Origin of the sequence: Halocynthiibacter sp. (genome assembly GCF_049608145.1) — a bacterium.
Taxonomy (GTDB): domain Bacteria; phylum Pseudomonadota; class Alphaproteobacteria; order Rhodobacterales; family Rhodobacteraceae; genus Halocynthiibacter.
Map to the genome: position 1 here is coordinate 1 of NZ_JBMYXF010000008.1, position 21375 is coordinate 21375.

Sequence of the window (21375 nt, forward strand, 5' to 3'; positions counted from 1 at the left end):
TCTTAGCAAGGTTTGCAACAACCGGAGCACCGCCAATGTCTTTGCCCAGTGCCAATGGCAGACTGTGGCTGCCGTCGCCAAAATCACGACCGGACAGAATCTCGCGGAAGCTTACCATTTCGCGTTTTTCGTTAGGCAGTTCGATACCAATCACCGACCGACCAGGCACTGTGGATACACGTGCGGACAGTGCGGACATGGAACGTGCAATATCATCAGCAAGACCAATCACACGGGATGCTTTCAGACCCGGCGCAGGTTCCAGTTCATACATTGTGACAACGGGACCAGGGCGCACGGAAACGATTTCGCCTTTTACACCGTAATCATCCAGAACGCTTTCCAGCATGCGCGCGTTTTCTTCCAGGGCCTCATCAGACAGATGGTGACGTTCAATCGTCTCAGGGCTGGCCAGCAGGCTGAGGGGCGGGTTTTCATAAGTCTCTGCCGAGGCATCAAACTTCAACGCAGGCTGCGCTTCGGCCTGGGCCTGACGAGAAGGCTGAACCGGCTTGTTTGGCGCGTGTTGTACGACAGCTTTCTGCACCGGCGGCTGTGGAATTTGCATAGGCGCAGCCATCTGTGGCACCGGATCAACCGCAATTGGGGCCGGGGTTTCCTCAGCAAAATCATCGAAAGGTTCGCCGTAATCATCTTCCTGATACGCCGAGTAATGGTCTGGCATATCTTCCACGATCACATCGTCATGATAATCCTGAAAATCATCGATTTCTGGTTCAGCCTGCCAAGATGTATCCATGGCTTCCATATCCACAGAGGGGGCCGCGGCAACGGGTGTTGCAACAACAGGCGCGGCCGCAATTGGCGCAACGGTCGGCACCGGCGCGCGGGACAGTTGCGGTTCGGCACGCATGGACGGTTCTGCCGGCCGTACTGTGTTTGCCTTCAGAACGGGCACACGACGGCGACGCGCCTGAATGGCATCAGAAATCCGCGACTTAATGCGGTCACTGCCATCTTCAGCGGGTTCTTCAAACGCAGGTGGTGCGGTCTGGACCAGCTCTGGCTCAGGGGTGCGACGCAACAACGATGCAAACAATCCCTGTTTGGTTTCTTCCTGAGGCAGGTCTTCGATGACCTCTTCCTGCTCATATGGGTGTTCATACACGGGTGCCGCCTGTGGGGGCTGGTAGTATTCTTCCGGGCGAACAACTTGTGTCGCGTGCTGAACAGGGGCAACAGGCTGTGATGCGACTGATGGTTCAGCATAAAGCGCGGCTTGTGCGGCCTCATATTCTGCATTCTGCTGACGGTCCAAGCGTGCTTGTTTTACAGATTGCGCGGTTGCGGCAGCTTTCGCAGCCCCACGACCAAATAGGCGACGCAACTGGGCATAACCAACGATGGCGCCCAACAATAGAAAGCGGCCGAAACGCCCCAGTTCACTGCGGGTAAAGCCTAGGACATACAGCATCATAGCAATCATACCAACGGCAGACGCGATGGACAGAAGATTGACCCAAACAGACATGCCACCAAAGCCCTGAACCACATTCAGAACCGCGCCAGAGATCAGATCCCCGATAACGCCACCCGGACCAAAACTGTGAACCCACAGATCCGAGTTGCCAAGGGATGAAGCAAATACAGAAATAGACGCATAAGCTGAAATCAAAGCAATCCCAACAGGCGTAAACAGCAGGCGCGACATCGCGCGTTCTTCACCATAGTGGGTAACAAAACGTGCCCCCCAACCCAGAAGAATAATCGCAACACCCCAGCCACCCCAGCCGACAAGCGTATAAAGAGGCCCGGCAATCGCCGCACCAGGCGTACCAAGTGTGTTCTGAACCGGCGCATCAGATGCTACAAACCAGCTTGGGTCAGACGGAGAGAAGCTGGACAGCAACAAAACGAAAGCCAGCCCGACAATTATCATCGCGACACCCAGCAATTCCTTGCCGCGTTTTTCCAGTGACGCCTGCGTGTCACTGTCGAAAAGAGGATCACGTTGTCTGATCTGATAAGACGCCATTTTGCCTGTCCTTACACTAACCAAACCGCTTTAATCGGCGGCTTTATCTTTGTTGGGGCGGTACATGCCCGTAATCATACTGTTGGCAGGGATGGGGAATAACACCGGTGAAACCACACCGAATGTGTCAAAAACTTCATAAAAGAAAAGGGCTGCGCCTGCTCTTTTGAAACCATATCTGCCTCTGCTCCGGGATCATTTCGCCCCGATTGGGTCCAGAATAAGGCGCATAATGCTATCTGTCCAGCCCGGTCCTGTCCGGTTCGTGGGATCGGGCTGATTTCTGTGACTCTTTTACGCCAGCGCGCTTTCTGCAGCCGCACCCAGACGCAAAAGCCGTTCTTCTGTATGGGGCGGGGTCATCAACGTGACGCCGCAGGATGGCACGCCGGTTGGCAGGGTCAGCGCGGTCAGACCCATCAGATTGCCGATACGCGTGTTGCGCAAGGCCAGCAGATTTTCTGTGATATAATAATCGTGATCTGACATCAGCCGTTCCGCATTCGGAGGCACAATCGGGGATGTGGGTAAGATCACCGCGTCATATCCAGCCGTTGCCTTTAGATAACCAGTGCGCAGATGTTCCATCTTTTGCCATGCGGCCACATATTCACCCGCAGACCAAGATTTCCCCAACTGAAAACGCCCCAGAATTTCCGGGAACATCACGTCAGGATTGGCTTCAATCGCATCTTTCCAAGTGCCCCATGCCTCCGAAGTATATAGGATGCTGGTCAATTCCATGATGTCGGAAACCTCAGATACATCGCCACGATCCACCTGTGCACCCGCCGCCTGCAGGCGCTCAACGGCACTCTGGAAAGCTGCACGTGGCGCATCCCGCAGATCATCCATCGCGACCGTTTCAAGCACCAGGAATTTACGCCCGGTCAAAGTTGCGCCTTGCAGGTTCGCAGGTTTCCCCCCCTCGGTCAAAGCCAGAAGCTGTGCACAATCTTCAACCGATTTCGCCAAAGGCCCAACCGTATCAAACCAGGCACACAGCGGAACGACACCTTCCAGCGACAGACGGCCAGCGGTTGTTTTCAGGCCAACCAGATCATTCCAGGCCGCCGGAATACGCACCGACCCGCCTGTATCAGATCCTATTGCAGCAGGTGCCAGACCAAAGGCCACGGACGCCGCCGCGCCGGAACTGGACCCACCCGACACAGCATCAATGTCGTTCACACAGGGCGACGTGGCGGTGATCGGGTTCAAGCCCAATCCCGAGAACGCCAGTTCAGACATATGGGTTTTACCAATACAGATCAGACCGGCCGCAGTCGCATTTTTCAAAACGACCGCATCCTGATCCGGCACACGGCCTTTCAGCAATGCTGTGCCTGCCTCGGTTGCGACACCCGCTGTATCAAACAAATCCTTCCAGGAGATCGGCACACCGTCCAGCGCGCTTAGCCGTGCACCGGTCTTTGCGCGTTCAGATGCGGCTTTTGCTTCGGACATGGCCCGATCTCGGGTCAGGCGTGCATAAATGCGATCCGTCATGTCATGCGTTTCAATCGCACGCAGCACAGCTTCTGTCAGATCGACCGGATCAAGTTCCCCCGCGCCAATCATTTTCCCCAATTCTGTTGCGGTTTTTTCCTGCCAGTTAAGCGACATCCCGATCTCTCCCTGTGTGTTGCAAGAACGGTAGCGTCACAGGGGCGCATGGACAATCCCCGCAGGGTCGCGATAGTGGGTTTTATGACCTGCGACTCAGATATCCTGATTGCGGGCGGCGGGTTGAATGGCCCCTCGCTTGCGCTTGCCTTGGCCGATGGCGGCCTGAACGTAACCCTTGTGGATGCAGCACCCGAAGGTGCGCGCGAAATCCGGGGTTTTGATGGCAGGTGCTATGCGCTTGCTCTGGCGTCCCAACGGCTATTTCAAGCCATTGGTGTTTGGTCCCTTCTGGATGACAACGCCCAGCCTATCCTGAATGTAAAGGTCAGCGATGGTCGTGCAGGCGAAGGCCCCGGTCCGTTTGTTATGGGGTTTGATCACGCTGAAATCGAAGAAGGGCCAACCGGTTACATGGTTGAAGATCGTTTCATTTCACGTGCCTTGCGCGAAGCCGTGGACAAACATCCACTGATCACAAAGGTGTCCGGCGCAAAAGTTATCTCCCAGTATGTGGATGGCGCGATTGTTACGGTTGGTTTGGATACCGGCGACAATCTGACGACCCGGCTTCTGGTCGGCGCTGACGGGCGCGGCAGCGGTGTTGCCCAACGTGCCGGCATCAAACGCAACGGTCATAGCTATCATCAAACGGCGCTGGTCTGTTCTGTAGAACACCAAAAACCGCATAACGCGACCGCGCATCAATTCTTCATGCCCGAAGGCCCACTTGCCATTCTGCCCCTGCCCGGCAACCATTCTTCAATCGTCTGGAGCACCTCTGACGCTGAAGCTGCGCGAATCTCATCTCTGAATGACGATAACTTCATGCAAGAACTGCGCCCGGTGTTTGGCGATTTTCTGGGCGAAATTTCACTGTCTGGTGCTCGCTTTACCTATCCATTGACCCTGTCATTGGCCGAACATTTCGTCGCTGACCGGCTTGCCCTGATCGGTGACGCCGCCCATGGGGTGCACCCTGTCGCAGGTCAGGGTCTGAACCTGGGTCTGCGGGATGTGGGGGCACTGGCGGAAGTTCTGATCGAAGCACGTCGCCGTGGGGAAGATTTCGCCGCCATCGATGTTCTGGCACGATATGAACAATGGCGACGCTGGGATACCACCGTGATGAGCGCCGGTATGGACAGCGTTGTACGCCTGTTTTCCAATGATAACCCGATTTTGCGGGCCGCGCGGGGCATTGGCCTGGGTGTGGTCAACGCCATGCCTAGCCTGCGCCGCAATTTCATCCGCGAAGCTGCCGGTCTAACTGGCGACCTGCCAAAGCTGATGCAGGGGCGTCAGATTTAACGCTGGACGGGCCTAGTCGATCCGGCGGGCTTCATCGATCAGCATTACAGGAATGCCGTTGCGGATAGGGAACGCCAGACGGGCCGCGCGGGAAATCAGTTCCTGGCGCTTTGCGTCATATTCCAGTGGCTGTTGTGTCTGCGGGCAGATCAGAGCTTCCAGCATACGTGGCGAAAATTCGGCATGGGATGTCGGGGCTTCGTCGTTCATTGAATAACCTCATCGTCGGAATTGCTATAGATCGCATATTCAAGCAATGCGGTCAGGGTTCTGCGTCGTTCTGCAAGATTTTCGGCCTCAAGCAAAGCCTGTTTTTCCTCAATTGAGAACGGACAGAGCATGGACAGAGAATTGACCAGCATATCTTCTTCCGCCCCCTGAATTTGTTCCCAATCTGTGCTGAGATCCCGCAAATCAAAATATCGCTGCAGCAGGCCCAGAAACCCCTGTCGGTCAAAGGACGGATCACGGCTCACGCGCTTTGAGTCGTGTTCAAATCCTGCCCAGCTGATCCGCGCACATTTGTAAGGGGTAAACCCATCTTCCAGCTGCTCAATTCGAAAACGTGACACACCGGTCAGCGTGATCATATAACGATTGTCATCGGTTTCCGTAAATGACGTCACCCGACCAAGACAGCCAACCTGATGCAGGGTTTCACTGTCTTTTTCCACGGGCTGCACGATACCGATCAGACGTGAAGCCGTGCGCAACGCATCATCCAGCAATGCAAGATAGCGCGGCTCAAATACATGCAAAGGCAACCTCGCCCGGGGAAGCAGTACCCCCCCAGGCAAAGGGAAAAGCGGAATGGTTTCGGGCAAGTCAGATGGCAGGATCATAACACCACCCTAACCCGAACAACCATTTACGCAAAGATCATTGATGACAGACGGCGACGCCCGTTCAGCACAACAGGATCTTCAGCCTTGAGTGCGTCAAAAATGGTAAACAGCTGGGCTTTGGCCGCGCCATCATTCCATTCCCGATCACGACGGAACAGATCAAGCAACATATCAACCGCAGCTTCTGTCTCGCCATTCGCATGCAACGCAGTCGCCAAATCAAGACGCGCCTGATGATTGTTTTCATCCGCATCCAAAGCGGCCCGCAATTCGGTCAGAGGGCCTGCTTCTGCCGCTTGTTTCGCCAGATCTAACTGTGCGGCTGCAATTTCAACTTCGGCACTTTCAGAAATCTCGGCAGGAACACCATTCAAGGCAGCCTCGGCTTCGTCCAGGTTGTCCATCGCAAGATGCCCACGCACCAGCCCACCCCACGCACCAGCATGCTGACCATCTTCTTCAAGAATCGCGGCAAAGGTCTGAATGGCGTCTTCAGTGGCACCTTCTGTCAGCATTTCCTCGGCCGCAGCAACAGCATCGTCTAGGCCGTTGTCTTCGTCACCAGCCAACGCTGCGAGCTTATCAACAAAGGCTTTGATTTCTGACGGTGGCAACGCCCCCTGGAAACCATCAACCGGTTTGCCTTCAAAGAACGCATAAACTGTCGGAACAGATTGAATTTGCAACTGTCCAGCAATGCCCTGATTCTTATCGACATCCAACTTCACCATGCGCACCTTGCCGCCGGCTTCAGCCACCGCGGCTTCCAGTGCCGGGCCCAAAGTTTTACAGGGGCCACACCAAGGCGCCCAGAAATCGACAATCACCGGAACGGTCTGACTGGCCTCAATGACATCCGCCATAAATGTGGCTTCAGATCCGTCTTTGATCAGATCTGCGGGTGCAGCGGTATCGCCACTGGTTTCATTTCCAAATTCAAGCATTCTCTATCCCCTTTGGGTTCTCTTCCTAGATGGCGTGAAATGACGCCGGTTTCAAGCCCGCTACCGGATCGTTTTCTTAACAGAAAGTTACCGGAACGCGTGCAGTCGCAGCCTGATCGAAAGGAATTTCAGTCCAGATTTGCCCATTCACAGCAGAGGCCACCACATGACCAACACGCCCATTCTTTCTATGCCCTACATCGCGCCCTCTCAGGCGCAAAAACACGTCACCCACAACGAAGCCCTGCGCCTGTTGGACATCCTTGTGGAATTGACCGCCGACAGCCGCACCACCACCACACCACCACCCGCCCCGACTGAAGGACAGCGTTTCATCATTGCCACGGGGGCAACCGGGGACTGGGCCGGACAGGACGGTCAAATCGCGGTGCGCGAAAACGGCGCCTGGATCTTTATCCCCCCGCAAATCGGCTGGATCGCCATGATCACCGATGTGATGGAACTGGCAACATATGATGGCAGTGACTGGGTTCCAGTGAAACCAAATCTGACATCTTCTGATCTGAACAATCTGCCCGGTCTGGGTGTGAACACCAGCTCAGACAGCACAAACCGGCTGGCCGTGTCTTCGGATGCAACGCTACTGACCCATGCAGGCAGCGACCATCAGGTAAAGATCAACAAAAACAGCATTGGCGACACGGCCAGCCTTTTATTTCAAAGCGCCTGGACCGGTCACGCCGAAATGGGACTAAGCGGGGACACAAATTTCTCAATCAAAGTCAGTGACGGCAGCAGCTGGTTCACAGCAATGGAAACGGATGGAAACACAGGTCGGGTTCGCTTTCCGTCCGGCGGTGTGCGCCCGGTTCTCGCAGGCCCGACGACCTGGTATGTTGATCCCGCCAGTGGCGATGATGGCACCAGCGGTCTGTCTTCCGGCACCGGGGCCTTTGCCACACTTCAGCGTGCCGTAGATGAAGTCCTGTCCATCGATGCGGGCGGTCATGCGGTGACCATCCAACTGGCGGATGACACCTATACGCTGACCTCGCCCGTTGTTGTCGACCAACCTCTCATTGGTGGTGGCGAAATTATGATCACAGGCAACACGTCCACCCCTTCCCTTGTCGCATTGCACGGCAGCGCCGGAGGGATTGAGATCATTGGTGCCGTTGTGTCTTTATCCGGTGTTGAGATCAGCACATCTGCCCCAGCTGAAGCTTGCATCACAGGCGCCGAGAACGCCCAGATTACCCTGTCAGACATTGAATTCGGCACAGGGGGCTCGGCTCACATCAGCCTGCAGAATGCAGAATGTGCAATCGTTGGAGATATCGAAATTTCTGGTGATGCGGACCGTCATATCGCTTTGGATCATACGGCCGTATTTCGGATGGATGGTCAGGCAATAACCCTGTCTGGTTCCCCAGATTTCACCACCGCCTTTGTCGAGGCAACCAACGGATCCAGTGCCAGCTTTGATGGCAACAGTTTCACAGGCACAGCCACTGGCCCACGATATGATGTGACAGTTGTATCCTGTATCAACACCTATGGTTCTGGGGCCACGCATCTGCCAGGCAACAGCGCTGGCAGCACGGGCGACGGTGGCGTCTATCTATAAAATAATAAGCCCCGGCTGTGGCCGGGGCTTGCCGTTAAATATCAAAGCTCGCAAAGACAGGTGCATGGTCAGATGGTTTTTCCCATCCCCGCGCATCGCGATACACGCGGCTGCTGTGGGCAGTGTCCTTAATATCCCCGGTTGCCCAGATGTGATCCAGACGCCGCCCCTTATCCGCCGCATCCCAGTCCTTCGCACGATAAGACCACCAGCTGTACAACTTGCCCTCAGAAATATCCGCGCGGGTCACGTCATGCCAACCGCCCGAAGTGCGTACATCTTCGAACAATTCAACTTCAACCGGAGTGTGGCTGACAACTTTCAAAAGCTTCTTGTGATCCCAAACATCATCCTCGCGCGGCGCGATATTCAGATCCCCCACCAGGATTGATTTCTCCGGGCGGTTCGCATTGAAATAATCCCGCATCTCTGAGAAGTAATCCAGCTTCTGACCGAATTTCTCGTTCACCTCACGATCCGCAACATCGCCCCCTGCTGGTGCATAGACATTGTGAATGGTCACCCCGTTTTCCAACCGCCCGGCCACATGACGTGCATGACCAAGAGATGCGAAATCCTGCATGCCAGCATCTTCAATTGGCATCTTCGACAGGATCGCAACGCCGTTGTACCCCTTCTGACCACTGGCAACCATATGTTCATACCCAAGCGCTCGGAACCCCTCCATCGGGATCTTATCTACCGGGCTTTTGCATTCCTGCAGACACAGTACATCCGGGGCCTGCTCTTCCAGAAGTTTCAGCACAATTGGTTCGCGCAAACGGACTGAATTGATGTTCCAAGTGGCAAGTGTGAAGGGCATGGGTGATCCTTTGCGGAGGGGAAGAACAAAGCATGTATATCCAGCCATATTCGCTTTGCCAATCCTTCAGCCCCATGTCAGGCTCGCGTTATGAAATTATTACGCACGAACCGGAATTACCGCCTGCTGTTTTCAGCGTCGTCCATCAGCAACCTTGGCGACGGTATCGCCGCCCTTGCATTTCCTTGGCTCGCCACACTTTTGTCTAGGGATCCTTTTGCAATCGCGATGGTCGCAATGGCCATGCGGATGCCCTGGTTTCTGTTTTCCCTGCCGATTGGCGTGTTAACCGATCGTCTGGATCGCCGTCTTTTGATGGTTCAGGCCGATATTTTTCGCGCCCTTCTAACCCTGGGCATTATTACCCTGATATTTTCCGTGGGTCCCCTGCCTGCGCAAAGCAGTGATCACCTGATCTGGGTCCTTGCAGGGGCGGCCTTTCTGATGGGCAGCGCCGAAGTCTTCCGAGACAACGCCGCACAAACCATGTTGCCTTCGGTCGTTTCAAAAGATGATCTTGAGGCCGCGAATGGCCAAATGTGGAGCGCAGAACAAATTATGGGGTCTTTTGTGGGGCCACCCCTTGCCGGGGTTCTGATCGCGCTTTGGGTGCCACTGCCTTTCAGTGTCAATGCGCTTGCCTTTGCTTTATCCGCTTGGGCGCTTTGGTGCATTCGCATGACAAAAACCGCACCACCCACGCGACGTCATTTCCTAACCGAACTGTCTGAAGGCATGCGCTGGATGTGGCAACATAAGATCATTCTGCGCTTTGCTCTGATGTTGGGCATTTTGAACGCATTGATCACCATGACCATGACCGTCTTTGTTCTGTTCTCTCAGGAAATTCTCGGTTTGAATGCGGCGGCCCATGGCATGCTGATGACAGCCGGGGCATTGGGGGGCGTGGCCGGGGGCATTCTGTGCCCCAAAATTATTTCCCGTCTTGGCCCACAACGCAGTGTCTTGGCGGCTCTGGCACTTTTCCCGATCCCTGCACTCGTGATTTTCTTCACGTCCAATGTCTGGATTGTCGCCATCGCATTATTCACAGAAATGTTCGCAGCAATTTTATGGAACATCGTAACGGTTTCTTATCGTCAGCGCTTTATCCCGGATGCACTTCTCGGGCGCGTAAACTCTGTTTACCGTTTCTTTGGATGGGGAATGATGCCTATCGGGGCTTTTGCTGCTGGCGTCATTGTTGACGCCGCGCAACCAGGTCTTGGACGGGAATTGTCATTACGCCTGCTATGGGGTATTGCCGCAGCGGGGAATACCCTTTTGTTCTTATATGGTACATTTCGCCTGAAGTTTTAAGGCGCCGGAATTCTTCCGGATAAACTGCGTTCATCGTCAGGCCAGGCGATTGAACGCGTATCAGGGAACTCTTTAACTTTGGCCTGTACTCACTACTCGATGCATGCAGCAGAACATCGATAAAATTGGGTACACTCTGTAACAAACACACTCTTGCAACCACACCTGATGTCATCTTAGTGCCATGTCCGACCCAGTAAAAAAAGGCAATTGCCGTGAAGTGCACTTATTTGTCACGAACGGCACACGTCTCCGAACAGATCTGTCCGAAGCCACCCGATTCCTCCTGGGGAAATTGACGATTGGCTGCGTTTTGGGATTCGCGGTCTTCCTCACATCCTTCAAAAATCTAAAATTTGACGCCGAAGCCACGCTGGTTTTCCGATTTTCTTACTGGCTTATGTGTGCTTCGCTTTGCGTGGTGTTATGGTGGCTGATCATGGCAGTTCTTTCCGTCACCTTTTGGCGAAAGTGGCCTGACCGCGCGCTGCCCAGTTTGGCAATCTCAACAGTTGTTTCATTCAGCATCGTTTGGATCGCCATTACATTTCTGATTTTATATGATGTCGTGCCCGATTATTCGGTCATCAGTTATATTGAATTTGTACGAAGTTGGATTTTTGTTGTCGGCTTTGAATTCTGTCTCGTTGTTTTTGTCTGGCCGGCTTACCAAGCCAACTATAAATCCGCGATAAATTCGGGAAAACAGCAATCACACAAACAGTCGAACCCAGAACAACCCACGACTGCCTCCCCTCCCGAGCTGAAGCCCATTGAAAATTACGTCGTGCAAATTGGCGACATTACAGTCGACACCCGCATGCTGCTTAGCATCCAGGCCCAGGAACATTATGTAGAACTACGCTGCATCAACAGAAGTGGCATCACGCGCCTTAGCATCAGCAAGGCTGTCAAAGCGGTCGAAGCCGTGGACGGTATGCAAGTCCATCGATCTTGGTGGGTCGCGCGCCGCGCTGCGAAGCAATTGAAACGCGAAGATGGCAAATTGGTGCTTGAACTTAACTCTGGTGAAACAATTTCGGTTTCCCGCGGACGCAGCTCAGCCGTGCGCGCCTGGATGAAAACCATTCCCCATGATGCGGGCGCCGTCGCAAAAAAAGACCCGGTATAAAACCGGGTCAGTCCAACAGGGAGAGATGGTGCCATAACCCGGGCACCGACGGGATTACGTTAACTGACGAGACGGTAACCACCGCTTTCCGTCACCAACAGGCGCGCATTAGAGGGATCAGGTTCGATCTTCTGACGCAGACGATAAATATGGGTTTCCAGCGTGTGTGTGGTGACACCGGCATTATAACCCCAGACTTCATGCAACAGCACATCCCGCGCCACCACACCATCTGCCGACCGATACAGAAACTTCAAAATATTGGTTTCTTTTTCGGTCAGGCGAATCTTGCGGTCGTCTTCAGTGACCAGCATCTTGGTCGCAGGTTTGAACGTATATGGCCCAAGCTGGAACACAGCATCTTCTGATTGTTCATGTTGACGCAGCTGCGCACGAACACGCGCCAAAAGCACCGGAAATTTGAACGGCTTGGTCACATAGTCATTCGCGCCCGCATCAAGACCCAGAATTGTATCCGCATCTGAATCATGGCCGGTCAGCATCAGGATCGGACATTTCACGCCCTGCTTGCGCATCAGACGGCAAAGTTCCCGACCGTCTGTATCAGGCAGGCCCACGTCCAGGATCACCAGATCATAAATCGCTTCACGTGCTTTTTCCATCGCACCGGCACCATCAGCCGCTTCGAACACATCGAAATCTTCGGTCATCACAAGTTGTTCTGACAAAGCCTCGCGCAGGTCTTCATCATCATCAACAAGCAGGATTTTCTTCAGGTTGCTCATTATATTTATCCTTGTTCAAACCGTATCAGTGCTGTGTCCCTATCAATTGAGTATGCCACAGATAATTCTCAAGTGGGCGAAACAAATTCTCACGGCCTCGTGTCCGTAACGCAGAATATGTTTCAATTCCGTGGATATTTTCATTATGTCTCACTCAGACCTGTAACAATCGGCGGCTCCAGATGAACGCTCTTTTCCCGACAACCACAGAACGACTCGCTCGGGCGCGGGCAGATCTGCGTATGGGCGTTGCCATTATTCTGACAGATGGTGACGACAGTCTTCTCGCGATTGGCGCTGAAAATGTCAGTGCTGATCGTCTGGCAGAAATGCGCACCTTGGGGGATGTCAGCCTGACACTTACCGCACGGCGCGCCGAAACCCTGAAGATACGCGCATATGATGGGGACATTGCCCGCCTGCGCCTGCCCTCAGACGCCGGTGTCGCATGGATCCGTGCCACCGCGGATCCTGCGGATGATCTGTTACATCCCATGAAGGGCCCCTGGAGCGAACTGCGTGGTGGCGATTGCCAACTTGCCCGCGCCGCAGTGCAACTGGCCAAATCCGCCCAGATCTTACCTGCGATGCTATGTGTTCCCGTGGATGGTGGTCGAAATTTTGCATCTTCTCATGATCTGACTGTTCTGGATGGCGCGGCCACGGAACTTTTGCTGAAGAACGGTCACGCCCTGACGCAAGTCGTCCACGCTCGCCTGCCCATGACCGTGTCCGAAGCCGGGCGTCTGCATATTTTCCGCACCGATGATGGGTCAAGCGAACATTACGCAGTTGAAATCGGATCACCTGATCGCGACCAGCCGGTTCTGACGCGTCTGCATTCTGCCTGTTTCACGGGTGACGTCATTGGTTCCCTGAAATGCGATTGTGGCCCGCAACTGAACGCAGCCCTGGCCGCGATGGGACAGAATGGCGCGGGCATATTGCTGTATCTCAATCAGGAAGGGCGCGGCATCGGACTTGCCAATAAAATGCGCGCTTATTCCCTTCAGGATCAAGGGTTTGACACCGTCGAAGCAAATCATCGTCTGGGTTTTGAGGATGATGAACGAGACTTCCGCACAGGCGCAGAGATCCTGAAAAAACTTGGTTTTAAATCCGTGCACCTCATGACAAACAACCCCGCCAAAGTCGCAAAAATGAACGATATGGGCATCAAAGTAGTCGAACGTGTCGCCCTGAAAGTCGGAGAGACGGAACAGAACCGCGCATATCTTGCGACCAAAGCAAAAAAATCGGGGCATCTGCTGTGACCCCTTTTGATCTGGTGGTGACCCCGCGCGGCGTGCGTTTTATGGGGCGTTTGTTTCCCTGTTCGATTGGCAAGGGTGGGATCCGCGCAGACAAATGCGAAGGTGACGGCGCAACCCCCGTCGGTCGTCATGAAATTGTTGGTGGTTTCTATCGCCCTGATCGCATTACGGCACCGCGCACCGCGCTGCCGATGATGCCTTTGCGGCTGAATGATCTCTGGTCAGATGACGTGGATGATGTGAATTACAATCATCTGATCAACGCACATCCCTATGATTTCAGTCATGAAAAACTGCGCCGCGCCGATCCTCTTTATGATCTCGTTCTGGTCACAACCTGGAACTGGCCCGTTGCCATCCCCGGCAAGGGATCAGCGATTTTCATCCACCAATGGCGCAGACCCGGCTACGGCACCGAAGGCTGTATCGCCTTCAGCCGACCTGACCTGCATTACATTGTGGAAAATCTGCGCCCCGGCGCCCAGCTCATTGTGCAAAGCTGATCACCGCAGATCAACCGTAATCCCGCGCCCCAAAGATTGCCGATCCGACACGTACATGGGTCGCGCCCTGTGCAATCGCGCGTTCATAATCTCCGCTCATCCCCATGGACAGGCCTTCAATACCGTTACGTTCCGCAATTTTGCGCAGCAACGCAAAATGCAGGGATGCTTCTTCATCCGCAGGCGGAATGGCCATCAATCCTACAATAGGCAGATCTAGCGCACGACATTCCTTGATGAAATCATCCGCATCTTTGGGCAGAACACCGGCTTTCTGATCTTCTTCACCCGTGTTCACCTGAATGAACAGATCCGGACAATGGCCCAGTTCTTGTGCAAGACGCGCCAGAGTATTCGCAAGTTTCGGGCGATCCAGTGAATGGATGGCTTCGAACAGGTCCATCGCCTGACGCGCTTTGTTCGTCTGCAACGGGCCAAGCAGGTGCACCTTCACATCTGAAAACTGTTCGCGGAACGCAGGCCATTTACCGGCGGCTTCCTGCACCTTGTTTTCGCCAAACAGACGATGCCCCTCACGCAAGACAGCTTCGACCCGATCATTGGGTTGCACTTTGGAAACCGCAATCAGCTGCGCGCTGCCCGGGGTGCGCCCGGTGCGGATCTCTTCTTTTTCAATTTTCGCGGTGATTTCTGAAAGTGACATAGTCGGCCCCGTTGTTTCAGGCCTGATCTAACATCGCTTCCCCACAAAAGAAAAGGGCGGGAATAAATCCCGCCCTTCCCTTATAAGAAATGTTCTTCTGAATTAGAAGGACATCGCCAGACCCAAGGACCAGGAAGAACCACCGAGTGGGTTAACACCAGTTTTGATCAGGTCAGAAGCGTAACCGAACTGAACTGATGCACCACCGCCCAGGCCGTAGTTTACAGCCAAGCCGTAACCGTCTGTTTTCACGCCAGCAACAGTTTCATACTCACCGTAGTTTGCAGAAACAGTCAGATCGCCAGAAACGTAAGCCAAGCCAAGCCCGATGTGCTTGTCGTTGTCTGTTGCAGCTTGACCGTCAAGATCAGAGTAGTTCAGGATAGCGCGCAGGCCGTTTGCGAAGGTTGTGTCAACAGACAGACCAACGATGCCGTTTGTGCCGTTGTCCTGGTAACCAAGACCCAGACCCAGATCCAGACCGCCCAGAGCAGCGTTGTATTTCAGACCAAGGCCGAAAACATCGTCAGCAGCTGTTGGCTGGTCGTTGATCTGAACAGATGCTGCTACGCCGAAATCACCAAAGGTGTTGTCGTAACGAAGAACCTGACCACCGTGGTCACCGTCAAGGCCGGAGTTGCCGTTGTAACCAACGTGGGAAGTGTGGTCATCAGCGATAGAAGAACCAACACCAGTTTCCTGCATCGCCCAATCCAGAGCGCCGTCTGTGTCACCCAGTGTCAGTGTGCCGAAGCCACCGGAGATGAATACAGCAGATTTGTTACCAGTGTTGCCGGAACCTACGCCCAGGCCACCAGTTTCGTCGAGATCGATAGTCGCACCGAATGTCAGGCCGCTCTCAGTTTCGCCGGACAGTGTGAAACGAACGTCGATGTCGTTGTGGAACTGTACGTTAGAGTTAACGCCATAACGATCGCCAGAGATCAGACCCATTTCAGCAGAACCGGACAGTGCTACTTCAGCAGAAGCGAAGCCAGCGGTTGCTACGAGTGCGGTAGTCGCGAGAAGAATTTTGTTCATTTTGTTTCCCTCATGGAATTCAAAGGTGCATCCCAATTCAGGGGAATCTGAACCGGGTATGAGGGTGTTTCCCCCGTTTTCGCCCGCCGATCAAGAAAAGCCCGCCCTGAACAGCGAAAGTCATCGCTCCTGGTGCAGCTTTGCCACAGTTCATTTCCGGGCCTGATGGCAGGTCTTCGCGCAACGCGACTATATTACACTATATAACAGGTGAAAAACCTTGCCCGGCTTCCCAGTCACCTGTAACAGAGGGAACGCAGGTTAATTCAGGGCAAAACACATGACACTTAGCAAATCTATTGGAAAACTGGCGATTGCCGTGACGTTGATTACCCTGGCAGCCTGCGGCGACAACCGTTCTGCCCGAAACGATTCCTACAGTGGCGAGAATCGCAGCCAAACACCTGCTATTGAACAAGCCAAACAGGAGTTGGCCGGCACAAGTGAACGCGAGACGATTTGGGATCTTTTCAACAGCGGGGATGACGCAAACGTTACCCTTGAGGTCAACAAATACATCTGGCGTGCCAGCCTTGAGACACTGAATTTCCTGCCCATCCAGACCGCCGATCCGTTTTCCGGCGTTATCTCTACCGGCTATGGCACCCCTCCCGGCAGTTCCCGCAGCTACCGCGCGACGATCTACATCACAGACCCCGCTCTTGATGCGCGCTCTCTGAACCTGTCACTGCAAACCCGTGGTGGCCGTGCTGTTGATGCAGACACACGCCGCGCTGTGGAAGATGCGATTCTCACACGTGCCCGCCAGCTGCGTATTGCCGAAGGCAAACTGTAACGCACTATATAACGTCCGCTCTGGACCACTGCCCATTCACCGATTATGACCACGCCGGGCCCGATGCCCGGCGTTTTCACGTAAAGGACCTGAGATATGTCTCGTTACACCGCATCTGATCTGGAACCCAAATGGCAAAAAGCCTGGGAAGAAGCCGGAGTTTTCACAGCCACCCGCGATGAGAACAAAGAAAAATACTATGTGCTTGAGATGTTCCCTTACCCATCCGGCAAGCTGCACATGGGTCATGTACGCAACTATACCATGGGCGACGTGATTTCGCGTTATAAGATGTCTTGTGGTTTTTCCGTGCTGCACCCAATGGGATTTGATGCTTTTGGCATGCCTGCGGAAAATGCGGCGATGGCAATCGGTGGTCATCCGAAAACCTGGACCTATGAAAACATCGACACAATGGTCGAACAGATGAAACCGCTGGGCCTGTCGCTTGACTGGTCCCGTATGTTTGCCACCTGTGATGTTGAATATTACGGGCAACAACAGGCCCTGTTCCTCGATTTCCTCGAAAAAGGTCTGGTTTATCGCAAAAATGCCGTCGTGAACTGGGATCCGGTGGATATGACGGTTCTGGCGAATGAACAGGTGGAAAACGGCTGTGGATGGCGGTCAGGTGCACCAGTGGAACGCCGCGAACTGACACAATGGTTCTTCAAGATCTCGGATTATTCCGATGAATTGCTGACCGCCCTGGACGGATTGGAAAACTGGCCTGCAAAAGTGCGCCTGATGCAGGAAAACTGGATCGGCAAATCACGCGGTCTGCAATTTGCCTTTGAACGTGTGGACGGCGAAGAACCGATCACAGTTTACACCACCCGCCCCGACACGCTGAACGGCGCAAGCTTTGTGGGGATTTCGCCAGATCACCCGATTTCCAAGGAACTGGAAGAAAACAACCCCGAAGTTGCTGCGATTCTTGCGGAAATGCGCAAGGGCGGCACCACGGAAGAAGCCATCGAAACCGCTGAAAAGCTGGGCTATGACACCGGTATCAAGGCGAAACATCCGCTGACCGGTGCGGAATTGCCCGTTTGGATCGCGAACTTTATCCTGATGGATTACGGCACAGGTGCAATCTTTGCCTGTCCGGCCCATGATCAGCGCGACCTTGATTTCTGCCGTAAATACGATCTACCCGTGATCGACACCTTCTTTGCGCTGGACAATGAGACAGCTGTCGAAAACGAAGCTTTCGTTCCAATGAAGTCCGAGAAAGTGAAATGGGTTGACCATTTCGCAGGCCTGGATGAGGCAACCGGCGAAGAGGCCATCAATGTTACGATTGATCTGGCTGAAAAAGACGGTTGGGGCGAAGGTGTGACCAAGTTCCGCCTGCGTGACTGGGGCCTGTCCCGTCAACGCTATTGGGGCTGCCCGATTCCTGTGGTGCATTGTGATGCTTGTGGCGTGGTTCCTGAGAAAAAAGAAAACCTGCCGATTGAATTGCCGTTTGATGTCAGCTTTGACCAGCCGGGCAATCCGCTGGACCGTCACCCGACCTGGCGCAACTGTGCCTGCCCGTCTTGTGGTGCTGACGCGCTACGCGAAACCGACACGATGGATACCTTCGTTGATTCATCCTGGTATTTCGCCCGCTTCACCGCACCGGATGCTGCAACGCCAACAGATATGGCCGAGGCCGAATACTGGATGAACGTCGATCAATATATCGGCGGGATTGAACATGCGATTCTGCACCTGCTCTATTCCCGCTTCTTTGCGCGTGCGATGCAAATCTGTGGTCATTTGCCGGACAAAGCGATTGAACCGTTTGATGCGCTGTTCACGCAGGGCATGGTGACGCATGAGATCTATGAAAACACCACGCGCAAAACCCCAGAAGGGCGCACGCTGTATCATTACCCGGAAGAAGTCGAGAAACGCGACGGCAACACCTATGTTAAGGGCACGGATGAACAGTTGAAGGTCACGCCTTCTGCGAAAATGTCTAAGTCCAAGAACAATGTCGTCGATCCCGTTTCTATCATTGATGCTTATGGCGCTGATACGGCTCGTTGGTTTGTTCTCTCTGATTCTCCCCCCGAACGGGATGTGGAATGGACAGCCTCTGGTGCCGAAGCCGCCGCAAAGCACCTGAACCGCGTCTGGAATCTGTGTGACCGCATTGGCGAGATGGATAAAGATGCCAAAGGCACGGGCGACGAAGATCTGCTGCGCGAAACGCACAAGGCGATTCGCGATGTAACCTTGGGTGTGGAAAGCTTTGGCTTTAACGCGGCCATTGCGAAACTTTACGGTTTCACCAACATCATTCAGAAATCCAAAGCCAGCCACAAAGCACAGCGCGAGGCCATCATGACCCTTGCGCAACTGATGGCCCCGATGACGCCACATCTGGCGGAAGATATCTGGGCGCATCAGGGCGGCGAAGGTCTGGTGATCAACGCACCATGGCCAAAGGCTGACAAAGCTCTCCTGGTGGAAAGCAGTGTCACAATGCCGATCCAGATCAACGGCAAACGCCGCGCCGAAGTCAGCGTGCCTGCGGATATGGGCAAAGAAGAGATTGAAAAAATCGCGCTGGCACATGATGCTGTGGTCAAGGCGCTTGATGGCAATGCGCCAAAGAAACTGATCGTGGTTCCGGGACGCATTATCAATGTGGTTGTTTAAACACCTCTCTGTATTTCTGATTGTCGCAGCCCTAACCGGCTGCGGCTTTACACCTGCCTTAGCACCGGATCAGTCTGGCCATGCGTTACAAAACAGCATCGAAGTCATGGCCCCTTCTGATCGCAACGGGTTTGATATCACCCGCCGCCTTGAAGAACGTCTTGGGCAGCCGGAAAACATCCGCTGGACGCTGAACTATCATTTAACGGTGGAAGAAGACGGTCTTGGCATTACGCCGGAACAGGTCACGACCCGCTATAATATTGATGGTGTGCTGACTTATACCCTGAAAGATGACACGACCGACAGCGTTGTCGCCGAAGGAAAAGTTTCCAATTTCACCAGCTACGCCGCCACAGGCACGACAATTTCAACGCAAACAGCACAGCGCGATGCACGCCAGCGACTGATGGTGATTCTTGCAGACCAGCTTTACACCAGACTGCTGCTTGTCAGCGATCAGATCGCCCCATGAAACTGGCGGCGCGCGAAGCAGGCAGATATTTTGCAAAGCCTGATCCGGGCAAAACCGGGCTTTTGATCTATGGCCAAGACGCAATGCGCGTTGCCCTGAAACGACAACAGGTGATTGCCGCCCTTGTTGGCCCCAAAGGCGAAGAAGAAATGCGCCTGACCCGGATCAACGGGGCAGAGCTGCGCAAAGATCCTGCCCAGCTGACAGACGCAATGAAAGCCGTCGGTTTCTTCCCTGGCCCGCGTGTTGTCTTTGTAGAAGAGGCCACAGAATTCGCGTTTCCCGCCCTGCAAACCGCATTGGACGACTGGCAAGACGGTGATGCACAGGTTGTCGTGACGGCAAAAGCACTGAAAGCCACATCCAAAACACGCAAACTGTTTGAAGGCCATCGCAACGCTTACGCTGTCGGCATTTATGATGATCCCCCCGGGCGTGAAGAAATCGAAGAGATGTTGCAAAAAGCCGGCCTGCAAAATGTGCCACGCGATGCGATGGAGACAATCGAAAACCTGTCACGCAGCCTTGACCCAGGTGATTTTTCTCAGGTCATCGAAAAGCTGGGTCTCTATAAACATCGCGATACATCCCCTGTATCCGAAGCCGATATCGAAGCCGTCGCGCCCACCTCTACCGAAGCCGCGCTGGATGACATGTTGAATATCATCGCCGAAGCCCGCACCGCAGAAATCGGCCCCCTGATGGCGCGTCTGCGCAGCCAGGGTATTTTGCCGGTGACGCTTTGCATTGGTGCCATGCGTCATTTCCGAACACTGCACGCCGCTGCATCTGATCCGGGCGGGCCGTCCCAGGGCATATCCCGACTGCGCCCCCCGGTTTTCGGCCCGCGTCGCGACCGTATGACACGCCAGGCCACGAACTGGGGATTACGCCGCCTGGAACAAGCCCTTCAGGTGCTAACCGAAACTGATCTTCAGCTGCGATCTTCATCCAATGCCCCCGCCAATGCCGCGATGGAACGCGCGCTGATCCGTCTTTCAATGCTTGCCCGACGATAGGAAACACCATGTATGAAGTCATCGGCGCGATCCGCTCGCGCACCCGCCGTGTCCTGTGGATGTTGGAAGAAATCGGTGCCAGCTATACACGCAACGCAGCCCCCGCCCGGTCAGATGCGGCCCGGGCCATCAATCCAACGGGCAAAATCCCTGCCCTGATTGCAGATGGCACCACCTTGACCGACTCGACCGCCATCATTCAGTTTCTGGCCGATCGTCACGGACAGCTCACCTATGAAACCGGCACGATTGAACGCGCACAACAGGATGGCTTTACCCAGCTTATTCTGGACGAATTTGATTCTGTTCTGTGGATGGCCGGTCGTCATGAACATTACCTGCCCGAGGAGGAACGTATTCCCGGCGTTCGCGACACCTGCGCAAAAGAACTTGCCCGCAATATGGCAGCACTTGCACCACGTCTTACCGGGAACGCATTTCTTATGGGCGATAAAATCACCGTACCGGATTTGATCTTGGCACATTGTTTAGACTGGGCGCGCAGTGCAGGTTTCGAAATCAGCGAACCCACACTGGAAGAGTATCGCAAACGCCTACGTGCCCGCGATGCATATCGCAGAACTTTGGCCATGACAGAATAAGGCCCTAACCCATGG

Annotated in this window: 20 protein-coding genes; 11 read left to right on the forward strand and 9 right to left on the reverse strand. The window is 54.3% G+C overall.

Features of this window, described 5'->3' with window-relative positions; translation table 11 throughout:
- A partial coding sequence (locus ACPGUT_RS04160; RefSeq protein ID WP_423989057.1) for a DNA translocase FtsK 4TM domain-containing protein occupies positions 1-1996 on the reverse strand: 1996 nt, incomplete at its 3' end.
- Positions 1997-2290: 294 nt separating this feature from the next.
- Entirely contained in the window at positions 2291-3622 is a 1332-nt protein-coding gene (locus tag ACPGUT_RS04165; RefSeq protein WP_423989058.1) for an amidase, read from the reverse strand.
- A 48-nt stretch (positions 3623-3670) separates the two neighbouring features.
- Here ACPGUT_RS04165 and ACPGUT_RS04170 point away from each other — a divergent pair, with 48 nt between their 5' ends.
- Entirely contained in the window at positions 3671-4933 is a 1263-nt protein-coding gene (locus ACPGUT_RS04170; protein WP_423989059.1) for a UbiH/UbiF/VisC/COQ6 family ubiquinone biosynthesis hydroxylase, read from the forward strand.
- Between the two features lie 12 nt (positions 4934-4945).
- Here the strand turns inward: ACPGUT_RS04170 and ACPGUT_RS04175 are convergent, their stop codons facing one another.
- From ACPGUT_RS04175 to ACPGUT_RS04185, 3 genes are read right to left on the reverse strand one after another with little or no spacing between them, the layout of a single operon-like run.
- The gene (locus tag ACPGUT_RS04175; RefSeq protein ID WP_423989060.1) at positions 4946-5143 is read right to left on the reverse strand and encodes a Trm112 family protein; all 198 of its coding nucleotides are present in this window, start codon (positions 5141-5143) and stop codon (positions 4946-4948) included.
- Positions 5140-5775, reverse strand: coding sequence for an LON peptidase substrate-binding domain-containing protein (locus tag ACPGUT_RS04180; RefSeq protein WP_423989061.1), 636 nt, complete (start codon positions 5773-5775; stop codon positions 5140-5142). Before ACPGUT_RS04180 ends, ACPGUT_RS04175 begins: the two co-directional genes overlap by 4 nt.
- A gap of 26 nt (positions 5776-5801) precedes the next feature.
- A complete protein-coding gene (locus ACPGUT_RS04185) occupies positions 5802-6722 on the reverse strand; it encodes a tetratricopeptide repeat protein (protein ID WP_423989062.1) in 921 nt (306 codons plus the stop codon).
- A gap of 166 nt (positions 6723-6888) precedes the next feature.
- Between ACPGUT_RS04185 and ACPGUT_RS04190 the strand changes: the two genes are divergently transcribed.
- A complete protein-coding gene (locus tag ACPGUT_RS04190) occupies positions 6889-8310 on the forward strand; it encodes a DUF2793 domain-containing protein (RefSeq protein WP_423989063.1) in 1422 nt (473 codons plus the stop codon).
- A gap of 34 nt (positions 8311-8344) precedes the next feature.
- Here the strand turns inward: ACPGUT_RS04190 and ACPGUT_RS04195 are convergent, their stop codons facing one another.
- Positions 8345-9133: an exodeoxyribonuclease III gene (locus tag ACPGUT_RS04195; protein WP_423989064.1), complete on the reverse strand. Its 789-nt coding sequence runs from the start codon at positions 9131-9133 to the stop codon at positions 8345-8347.
- 90 nt (positions 9134-9223) lie between these two features.
- Here ACPGUT_RS04195 and ACPGUT_RS04200 point away from each other — a divergent pair, with 90 nt between their 5' ends.
- Together ACPGUT_RS04200 and ACPGUT_RS04205 are read left to right on the forward strand one after the other, a co-directional pair.
- The gene (locus ACPGUT_RS04200) at positions 9224-10453 is read left to right on the forward strand and encodes an MFS transporter (RefSeq protein ID WP_423989065.1); all 1230 of its coding nucleotides are present in this window, start codon (positions 9224-9226) and stop codon (positions 10451-10453) included.
- 184 nt (positions 10454-10637) lie between these two features.
- On the forward strand, positions 10638-11585 hold the full coding sequence (locus ACPGUT_RS04205; RefSeq protein WP_423989066.1) for a LytTR family DNA-binding domain-containing protein: 948 nt from the start codon (positions 10638-10640) through the stop codon (positions 11583-11585).
- A gap of 59 nt (positions 11586-11644) precedes the next feature.
- Here the strand turns inward: ACPGUT_RS04205 and ACPGUT_RS04210 are convergent, their stop codons facing one another.
- On the reverse strand, positions 11645-12331 hold the full coding sequence (locus ACPGUT_RS04210) for a response regulator transcription factor (protein ID WP_423989067.1): 687 nt from the start codon (positions 12329-12331) through the stop codon (positions 11645-11647).
- A gap of 182 nt (positions 12332-12513) precedes the next feature.
- On the opposite strand from ACPGUT_RS04210, the gene ribA reads away from it, so the two are divergent.
- Both ribA and ACPGUT_RS04220 read left to right on the forward strand, forming a co-directional pair.
- Positions 12514-13605 carry a GTP cyclohydrolase II gene (gene ribA / locus ACPGUT_RS04215; RefSeq protein ID WP_423989068.1) on the forward strand — a complete coding sequence of 364 codons (1092 nt, stop codon included), beginning with the start codon at positions 12514-12516 and terminating at the stop codon, positions 13603-13605.
- On the forward strand, positions 13602-14108 hold the full coding sequence (locus ACPGUT_RS04220; RefSeq protein WP_423989069.1) for a L,D-transpeptidase family protein: 507 nt from the start codon (positions 13602-13604) through the stop codon (positions 14106-14108). Before ribA ends, ACPGUT_RS04220 begins: the two co-directional genes overlap by 4 nt.
- 10 nt (positions 14109-14118) lie before the next feature.
- Here ACPGUT_RS04220 and ACPGUT_RS04225 read toward each other — a convergent pair whose 3' ends face one another.
- Both ACPGUT_RS04225 and ACPGUT_RS04230 read right to left on the reverse strand, forming a co-directional pair.
- Positions 14119-14772 carry a YggS family pyridoxal phosphate-dependent enzyme gene (locus tag ACPGUT_RS04225; RefSeq protein WP_423989070.1) on the reverse strand — a complete coding sequence of 218 codons (654 nt, stop codon included), beginning with the start codon at positions 14770-14772 and terminating at the stop codon, positions 14119-14121.
- A 102-nt stretch (positions 14773-14874) separates the two neighbouring features.
- Positions 14875-15813 (reverse strand): porin, encoded by a 939-nt coding sequence (locus ACPGUT_RS04230; RefSeq protein ID WP_423989071.1) that lies wholly within the window; start codon positions 15811-15813, stop codon positions 14875-14877.
- A 280-nt stretch (positions 15814-16093) separates the two neighbouring features.
- On the opposite strand from ACPGUT_RS04230, the gene ACPGUT_RS04235 reads away from it, so the two are divergent.
- From ACPGUT_RS04235 to ACPGUT_RS04255, 5 genes are all read left to right on the forward strand, one after another.
- Entirely contained in the window at positions 16094-16609 is a 516-nt protein-coding gene (locus tag ACPGUT_RS04235) for a DUF3576 domain-containing protein (RefSeq protein WP_423989072.1), read from the forward strand.
- Between the two features lie 96 nt (positions 16610-16705).
- Positions 16706-19264: a leucine--tRNA ligase gene (leuS, locus tag ACPGUT_RS04240; RefSeq protein ID WP_423989073.1), complete on the forward strand. Its 2559-nt coding sequence runs from the start codon at positions 16706-16708 to the stop codon at positions 19262-19264.
- Entirely contained in the window at positions 19251-19739 is a 489-nt protein-coding gene (lptE, locus tag ACPGUT_RS04245; RefSeq protein WP_423989074.1) for an LPS assembly lipoprotein LptE, read from the forward strand. The genes leuS and lptE overlap by 14 nt, the downstream gene beginning before the upstream one ends.
- Entirely contained in the window at positions 19736-20758 is a 1023-nt protein-coding gene (gene holA, locus ACPGUT_RS04250) for a DNA polymerase III subunit delta (protein WP_423989075.1), read from the forward strand. Before lptE ends, holA begins: the two co-directional genes overlap by 4 nt.
- Before the next feature lie 8 nt (positions 20759-20766).
- A complete protein-coding gene (locus ACPGUT_RS04255) occupies positions 20767-21360 on the forward strand; it encodes a glutathione S-transferase family protein (protein WP_423989076.1) in 594 nt (197 codons plus the stop codon).
- Positions 21361-21375: the final 15 nt, after the last annotated feature.

Coding starts and splice junctions, on each gene's coding strand:
- ACPGUT_RS04165 (WP_423989058.1), bottom strand. CDS start 3,622: ATGTCGCTTAACTGGCAGGAAAAAACCGCAACAGAATTGGGGAAAATG.
- ACPGUT_RS04170 (WP_423989059.1), top strand. CDS start 3,671: ATGGACAATCCCCGCAGGGTCGCGATAGTGGGTTTTATGACCTGCGAC.
- ACPGUT_RS04175 (WP_423989060.1), bottom strand. CDS start 5,143: ATGAACGACGAAGCCCCGACATCCCATGCCGAATTTTCGCCACGTATG.
- ACPGUT_RS04180 (WP_423989061.1), bottom strand. CDS start 5,775: ATGATCCTGCCATCTGACTTGCCCGAAACCATTCCGCTTTTCCCTTTG.
- ACPGUT_RS04185 (WP_423989062.1), bottom strand. CDS start 6,722: ATGCTTGAATTTGGAAATGAAACCAGTGGCGATACCGCTGCACCCGCA.
- ACPGUT_RS04190 (WP_423989063.1), top strand. CDS start 6,889: ATGACCAACACGCCCATTCTTTCTATGCCCTACATCGCGCCCTCTCAG.
- ACPGUT_RS04195 (WP_423989064.1), bottom strand. CDS start 9,133: ATGCCCTTCACACTTGCCACTTGGAACATCAATTCAGTCCGTTTGCGC.
- ACPGUT_RS04200 (WP_423989065.1), top strand. CDS start 9,224: ATGAAATTATTACGCACGAACCGGAATTACCGCCTGCTGTTTTCAGCG.
- ACPGUT_RS04205 (WP_423989066.1), top strand. CDS start 10,638: ATGTCCGACCCAGTAAAAAAAGGCAATTGCCGTGAAGTGCACTTATTT.
- ACPGUT_RS04210 (WP_423989067.1), bottom strand. CDS start 12,331: ATGAGCAACCTGAAGAAAATCCTGCTTGTTGATGATGATGAAGACCTG.
- ribA (WP_423989068.1), top strand. CDS start 12,514: ATGAACGCTCTTTTCCCGACAACCACAGAACGACTCGCTCGGGCGCGG.
- ACPGUT_RS04225 (WP_423989070.1), bottom strand. CDS start 14,772: ATGTCACTTTCAGAAATCACCGCGAAAATTGAAAAAGAAGAGATCCGC.
- ACPGUT_RS04230 (WP_423989071.1), bottom strand. CDS start 15,813: ATGAACAAAATTCTTCTCGCGACTACCGCACTCGTAGCAACCGCTGGC.
- ACPGUT_RS04235 (WP_423989072.1), top strand. CDS start 16,094: ATGACACTTAGCAAATCTATTGGAAAACTGGCGATTGCCGTGACGTTG.
- leuS (WP_423989073.1), top strand. CDS start 16,706: ATGTCTCGTTACACCGCATCTGATCTGGAACCCAAATGGCAAAAAGCC.
- lptE (WP_423989074.1), top strand. CDS start 19,251: ATGTGGTTGTTTAAACACCTCTCTGTATTTCTGATTGTCGCAGCCCTA.
- holA (WP_423989075.1), top strand. CDS start 19,736: ATGAAACTGGCGGCGCGCGAAGCAGGCAGATATTTTGCAAAGCCTGAT.
- ACPGUT_RS04255 (WP_423989076.1), top strand. CDS start 20,767: ATGTATGAAGTCATCGGCGCGATCCGCTCGCGCACCCGCCGTGTCCTG.